This is a genomic window from Roseateles sp. P5_B10 (assembly GCF_056400485.1).
Genome location: NZ_JBFULE010000271.1, coordinates 1 through 6,394 on the forward strand (window position 1 = coordinate 1; position 6,394 = coordinate 6,394).

General features: G+C 68.5%; 7 protein-coding genes. 3 read left to right on the forward strand and 4 right to left on the reverse strand.

The window, feature by feature from the left end; translation table 11 throughout:
* From AC1DU6_RS16565 to AC1DU6_RS16575, 3 genes are all read left to right on the forward strand, one after another.
* The coding region (locus tag AC1DU6_RS16565; protein WP_477858386.1) for a glycoside hydrolase family 43 protein at nucleotides 1-630 on the forward strand (630 nt) is incomplete at its 5' end.
* Nucleotides 627-1,406 (forward strand): alpha/beta hydrolase, encoded by a 780-nt coding sequence (locus tag AC1DU6_RS16570; protein ID WP_477858388.1) that lies wholly within the window; start codon nucleotides 627-629, stop codon nucleotides 1,404-1,406. The genes AC1DU6_RS16565 and AC1DU6_RS16570, both read left to right, overlap by 4 nt.
* A 32-nt stretch (nucleotides 1,407-1,438) precedes the next feature.
* Nucleotides 1,439-2,305 carry a hypothetical protein gene (locus AC1DU6_RS16575; RefSeq protein WP_477858390.1) on the forward strand — a complete coding sequence of 289 codons (867 nt, stop codon included), beginning with the start codon at nucleotides 1,439-1,441 and terminating at the stop codon, nucleotides 2,303-2,305.
* A gap of 52 nt (nucleotides 2,306-2,357) precedes the next feature.
* Here AC1DU6_RS16575 and AC1DU6_RS16580 read toward each other — a convergent pair whose 3' ends face one another.
* From AC1DU6_RS16580 to AC1DU6_RS16595, 4 genes are all read right to left on the reverse strand, one after another.
* Nucleotides 2,358-2,870, reverse strand: coding sequence for a hypothetical protein (locus AC1DU6_RS16580; RefSeq protein WP_457323304.1), 513 nt, complete (start codon nucleotides 2,868-2,870; stop codon nucleotides 2,358-2,360).
* 9 nt (nucleotides 2,871-2,879) lie between these two features.
* On the reverse strand, nucleotides 2,880-3,851 hold the full coding sequence (locus tag AC1DU6_RS16585) for a family 43 glycosylhydrolase (protein ID WP_457323305.1): 972 nt from the start codon (nucleotides 3,849-3,851) through the stop codon (nucleotides 2,880-2,882).
* Between the two features lie 19 nt (nucleotides 3,852-3,870).
* Entirely contained in the window at nucleotides 3,871-4,365 is a 495-nt protein-coding gene (locus AC1DU6_RS16590) for a hypothetical protein (RefSeq protein WP_457323306.1), read from the reverse strand.
* A 41-nt stretch (nucleotides 4,366-4,406) separates the two neighbouring features.
* Nucleotides 4,407-6,394, reverse strand: a 1,988-nt coding sequence (locus tag AC1DU6_RS16595; RefSeq protein ID WP_477858393.1) for a glycosyl hydrolase 115 family protein, incomplete at its 5' end; no start/stop codon positions are given.

Here is a 6,394-nt window from a genome sequence, read left to right on the forward strand (position 1 = left end):
TCGCCCGACCCCATGCAGGGCGACTGGACCGAACGCGGCCAGATCAGGACGCAATGGGAGACCTTCACGCTGGACGCCACCGTCTTCGAGCATCGCGGCCAGCGCTACATGGCCTGGGCCCAGACCGACCCGGCGAAGAAGAACCACAGCACCGACATCTTCATCTCAAGCATGAAGAGCCCGACCGAACTGCAAGGCCCGCAGGTGCGGCTGAGCCAGCCCGACTACGCCTGGGAGAAGGTGCGCCACTTCGTCAACGAGGCGCCGGCCGTGCTCATCCACGGCGGCCGCGTCTTCATGACCTACTCGGCCGCCGGCACCGGCGCCGAGTACTGCCTGGGCCTGCTGTGGGCCGACGAGAACGCCGACCTGTTGGACGCGAAGAACTGGCGCAAGTCGCCCGGCCCGGTGTTCACCAGCAGCCCGGAGAACGGCATTTACGGCCCCGGCCACAACAGCTTCGTCACCGAGCCGGATGGCAGCGTGCTGAACGTCTTCCATGCCCGCAACTACCGCGACATCGTCGGCGACCCGCTGAAGGACACCGGTCGCGCCACCCGCGTACAGCCGCTGGCGTTCACGGCCGACGGCATGCCGGACTTCGGCCTGCCGCTGCCCGAGAAACGATGAACCTCATTGCTCTGTCAGCCGGCGCGCCGAATGTCTTTGACGGCGAATCGCCCGACCGCATCTGCCGCCGCCCGACGCGGGCCGAGCTGCACGCCTATCCGTCGCCCTCACCGGCGCGCGGCCGTGCCCTCGTCTATGCCGGCGGCGGCTACCTGCAGCTGATGCACGACAAGGAAGGTGTCGAGATCGCGCAATGGCTGAACACGCTGGGGCTGKACGCCCATGTGCTGGTGCATCGCCTGCCCGGTCAGGACGGCCAGCCCTTCGACATCGCGCTGCAGGACGGTCTGCTCGCGCTGGATCACCTCGCCACGCTGCCGCCGCTGCCGCTGCTGCACGTGGGCCTCTCCTCCGGCGGCCATCTGGCCGGCGTCATGGCCTGCCAGCGGGAATCGGCGGGCGCCGTCATCGCGTACGCTCCCCTCAACGCCAACCACCGTGACCACAAGTTCCCGCCCGGCAAACCCGACTTTCCGCCGCCCGAGAAGCAGGCCTTCTACGACGCCTGGCCCATCGGCATTGCCAGCCAGCCCCACGGCCTGCCGCGCTGCCCGGTGTTCCTGGCCTATGCGCTGCACGACCCCGTCGTGCCCGTCGCCCATGCACTCAACCTGATCGCCGCGGCCCAGCAACACCGGCTCGACGTCGAGGCCCATGTCTTCCCGCAGGCCGAACACGGCTTCGCGCTGCGGGAACTGGCCGGCACGCAGGATCAATGGCCAGCGCTGGCAGCCCGCTGGATGGGCGAGAAACTGGGCAACCCAAACTTCGCCTAACCTTGCGCGCTTGTCGGGGCAACAAAGCAAGCATGCTGCAAGAGATCAATACCTGGGCTGACTACCGTTCCAAGCTGCGCGAGTTCGACGCCGTGCTCGAACATGGCAAGGCGGTTTCCGCGGCCCTGACCGGCCAGCCCCTCTCGGCTGTGCATGTCAGCTATGGCGAACAGATCTTCGCCAAGCTGCTGTCCCACGGCATCGCCTTGCGCCGGCTGGCGCCTGACCCCACCCAGCAGCCGCCTCTCGATCTGTGGGATCTGCCGTCCATGAGCGCCCTGGCGCGCTGCGTCATCGAGGCCCATGACGCCTTTGAGTACATCGCGGGTCATCAAGTGCCGGACTCGGAACGCAGCTTCCGCATCCGGCTCTGGGAACTGCATGACGCCACGCGCCGCCTGAAGATCCTGGGCGGCATCGCTTCGACGGACCCGGCCATCAGCGGCATCCTGGCCGACGCGGCGCGGCTCCAGCTGGCGCTGGAAGCGCACGAATACATGGCTTCGCTGCCGGCTGTGCCACAAGCGGAATTGCGCCTGCGACTGCGGCGCAGCGACCCGCCGGACTTTCATCTGAGCCGCCGCCAGCGCTGTGCCATGAGTGGCGTCGACGCCGATTGGCACAAGTCGGTCACGATGCAACTCGCGCAGCACGCGCTCACGCTGCCGTTCTCCGTCCACCAGTTGCACCAGTTCCAGGCGGGTACGCCCCAGGCGCTCCGCCTGATGGCCATGCCGCTGCTCTTCGCCCTGCCCTTCCTGGTTCGCGCCATCCAGGCCATGGACCTGCTGACGCCCGGGCGAGTCCCCAAGCCGCCAAGCCGCACAGCTCGCACCATGACAGTGTGGCGCACCCTGGCAGAGCGAGGCACAAGAGACACCGGACGAGCCGCTGGCTAAAGGTACTGCTGCTCTGGATGACCCGTCTGCAGCGGCGATAGCGAGCGGACCATCAATCCCGCAGCACCGCCTGCAGGCGTTCGGCCAACTGGGCACGCTTGGCGTCCGAGCCGGCATTCGCCAGCGCACACCGGGCCGCGGCCCTGGCCTCGCCGGCGCGGCCGACGGCCAGCAGCGCCTCGGCCTGCGCGGTGTTCAGCAGCCAGTCATCGGGCAGGGCGGCCAGCGACGGCGCCAGCACCTTCAGCGCCCGCCCGGCCTCTTCCAGGCGCAGCAGCCGGTCCGCCAAAAAGTAGCGCGCCACCTTCACGCTGGGCTGCGAGTCCCCCTGCCCCAGCGCCAGTTCTGCCGCCAGCGCCAGTTCGGATTGGGCGACGGCATCGGCCAGACGGCCGGCACCGTCCATCACGGCCGCCAGCTGGCCGTGCAGGTCGGCGACACCCGCCTGCCCGCCGGCTGCGGCGATAGCTCGGACAAAGCAGGCCTCGGCCGCGTCGAGGCGCCCGGCCTCCCAATGCGCGCGGGCCTGCCGCGCCAGCGCGTTGATCGATTCATCAGCGTTCATCGCTCCCCCTCAGCGCTTCGCGGCGCGCTGCGCGAAGTCGCCCACGCCTTGCTCCGTGCGCTCGACCTTGCGAATCGAGCCGTCGTCATTGAAGTGCAGGTACTCCGCCGCCACGTGCCGCTGCTTCTTTGCGCAAGCCGCACCGGAGACGTCCAGCCAGCGGTGATAGAACAGCAGCCACTGGCCTTTGTACTGGACGATGGAGTGGTGGTTGTTGCCGCCCTCGGCGTCCATGATGACGCCGCGGTAGGTCCACGGGCCTTTGGGCGAGGCGCCCGTGTAGTAGGTCAGGATGCGGTTGTGCTCGGGCATGGTGAAGTAGTACAGGCCGTTGCGCTTGAACACCCACGGGCCTTCCATCGGCGGCTCGTAGCCGCCCATGTCCATCTTCTGCAGTTCGCCCTTGATGCTGCGCATGTCGTCAGCCATCTCCGCCACCAGGTAGTTGACGCCTGATGTGCGGCTGTAGAGGTAGGCGCGGCCGTCGTCGTCGACGAACAGCACCGGGTCATTGGCGTAAGGCTTGCGCCACAGCGGCGCGCCGATCATGTCCTTGAAGGGGCCGGCGGGCGAGTCGCTCTCGGCGATGCCGATGCCCATCCACTTGGTGCTGTTCTTCGGGTTCTGGCGGTCCTTGACGCCGGTGCCGGCGGGGAAGACGAGGTAGTACCTGCCGTTCTTGTAGGCCGCGTCGGGCGCCCAGGCGTAGTCGTCAGCCCACTTCAGATCCTTGACCGACAGCACCGCGCCGTGGTTCGTCCAGTTGACGAGGTCGGTGGACGAGAAGGCGGTCCAGTCCTTCATGTGGAAGTCGGCCTGGCATTCCTCGTCGTGCGAGGTGTAGAGCCACAGGCGGCCGTCGGGCCAGACATGGCCGGAGGGGTCGGCGGTGCGCAGGTCCTTGCCGAGGGCCAGCGGGTTCTGGGCTTGGCAGGCCGAGGCGGCGAGCAGGGCGGCAAGGGCGAGCGAAGCAAGTTTCACGAGGTCACCTCAGAAGCGGTTACCGGCACGTTGCGACGAGCACGCGGCGGAGCACCTTGCCGAGCGAGGCACCCTGCTCGTCGAAGGCCTCCATCAGAACCTGGCCGCCGAACTTGTCCGTCTTGCCGATGAGGTCGAACGTCCTGAGCCGCCGCACGTCGGCGGGCGAGAACGGCAGGTTGACGAAGTCACGCGTCTTCGGGGATTCGCGAAGACCCTGCAGGTGCACCAGCGAGCGTTCGGCGGCATTGAACTGCGCAACCTCCTTGCCATGGGGATCGGCAGCGAGGTTCAAGCCGGGGCGGACGACTTCGTCCACGGGCGAGGTGGCCGCGTTCGTCGTGCTGCCGTTGACCACCGCATCAAATCGTCCGTCCGGTCTCGCCTTGATCTCGACGGCAAACCGCCCCTGGCCGAACGCCGAGAAATCTGCGACGCAAGTCGTCTGCGCATGAGCGGCGCCTGTGAGGGCCAGCAGACAAGGGATCAGCGTGACTGGGATGCGTGCTCTCATGGGGAGGTGGGGTCAACAAGGTTGGGAATTCTGACTCGCGGTCAGGAGCGGCAGGCACCGGGCAGCAGTTCCGCGCCATCGAACATCAGGTCGCGCTGGCCGGCCGCCAGTTGCAGCCGCAGCGTTCCGGCGGCGCGTTCTGGCAGGGTCAGGGATGCGCTCAGTCGATTGGCCAGCACGCCCTGCCCCCAGGCGGCGTCCTGCACGCCGCGCGGCCAGCGCAGTGGGTGGGTCTGGCCGTCGACGACCACGTCAGCCTGCCAGGGCTCGCCTGCGGTCAACGGGTAGGTGGGGAGCACGTAGACGCGCAGGCAGCTGGCGCCGGCGGGTGCCTGCGCTTGCAGCGCCAAGGTCGAGCCGGGCTGCTGTGCGGCGAGCACGCCGTCGCCGCGACCGAGGCCGGGGATGAGGCGCCAGCCCTGCGAGGCGGTCACACGCAGCGCGGGTGGCACTGCAGCGGCCGTGGCCACGGGTGCGAGGTCGGCAGCGGCTTTCGCGATGTCGCTCAGCGCATCGGCCGTGCTGCCACCCAATCCGGCGGCCGGTAGCAACGGCGCCTGCTGGCGGTAGCTGGTCCAAAGGCCATCGGCCGGTTCCTCGGCCAGGATGCCGGCCCAGCGGCCGCCGTTGCAGCGCGCGGTCAAGGCCTTGAGGCGCTGATCGGCGCGCACGGCCTGGGCGGCGAAGCGGCGGGCACCAGCGGGATCGCGCTCCATCGTCGCCGCGTAGCGCTCCAACGCGAAGAAGCGCTCGTTGGCCAGGGCCGAAGCGCGCAGCGGGTATTCGACCAGTTGGAAGAAACCGTCGCGCTGCGCGGCGGCGATCCGAGGGCGCACGGCGTCCAGGCGGGCAAGCAGCTGGGCGAAGCGATCCAGGCGCTCGTCGACGACGGCCGGCGCCAGGCCACTGCGCTTCACGCGTTCACCGGGCAGGTGATATTGCAGATGCTCGGGGCGGCGCTCGAAGTTGAGGCGGTAGTAGCCGTCCCAGATGTCGGCGATGCCAGCAACGCCGAAGAGCCGCTGCGCCAGCTCACGAAGGTAGGCCTGCTGGCCCTGCGCCCGCACGGCGGCCGGGTTCCAGGCCAGGTCGAACCAGTGGCTGAGGTTGACCTCGTGCGGCTTGATGTCGCCGGCGTTGGCGATCCACAGCCGCTGCGCGCCGGCATCGAAGGCGCGGCCCATTTCTTCGGCGACGAGTGCGGGCGGCGTGGTGGACAGCCACAGATAGGACAGCGGCGCGCCGAGATAACTTAGGTGGTAGTACACGCCCGAGCCGCCTGAGCGCTTGGTCTGCTCCGCGTCGGGGAACTGGCGGATGTAGCCGAAGTTGTCGTCGGGCCAGACCAGCGTCACGTCGTCGGGCAGGGCCAGCCCGGGCAGCAAAGGCAGCACTTCCTTGTAGGGCACGAAGACCTGGGGCAGCGTCACCGGGTCGCCTACGTGCTTTGCCAGCAGCTCTCGTTGGTCGGCCAGCAAGCGGTTCAACAGCGCCTGCTTCTCGGCGACGGTGCCGCCGCCCTGCATGCCAGAGTCGTGGATGCCGCGCATGCCCAGCGTGTAGAGGTTGTCGAAGCGGCCATTCGTCTTCAGCCGCTCGGCCCAGTAGTCGCGCACCTGTTCGGGATGGGTTGCGTAGTTGTACTGCTCAGCCGGCRCCTTCCACTCGGCGACGTTGTTGCGCAGCATCGGCTCCGCGTGGGATGAGCCCATGACGATGCCATAGCGCTGCGCGAGCTCGGCATTGCGCGGATCGGCGTTGAAGGCGCCCGAGACTTGGTGCATGGCCGGCCACAGCGTGTTGGCCTTCAGGCGCAGCAGCAGGCGGAAGACCTGCTCGTAGGTGCGCGGGCCAATCGTGCGGGCCTCGGGCTCGAAGGTGCGAGAGGCCCAGGGGAAGAGGCCCCAGTCCTCGTCGTTGATGAAGAGGCCGCGGTATTTCACGGCGGGACCGTCGTGGAGCAGCAGCTCGGTCAGGCTGACATGCAATGGCCCGCGCTTGAGCGGCGCGACGTCGGCCCACCAGTGCC

What these genes read in the sequence shown, in the direction of transcription:
- AC1DU6_RS16575 (WP_477858390.1), top strand. Translation starts at nt 1,439, where the DNA reads ATGCTGCAAGAGATCAATACCTGGGCTGACTACCGTTCCAAGCTGCGC.
- AC1DU6_RS16580 (WP_457323304.1), bottom strand. Translation starts at nt 2,870, where the DNA reads ATGAACGCTGATGAATCGATCAACGCGCTGGCGCGGCAGGCCCGCGCG.
- AC1DU6_RS16590 (WP_457323306.1), bottom strand. Translation starts at nt 4,365, where the DNA reads ATGAGAGCACGCATCCCAGTCACGCTGATCCCTTGTCTGCTGGCCCTC.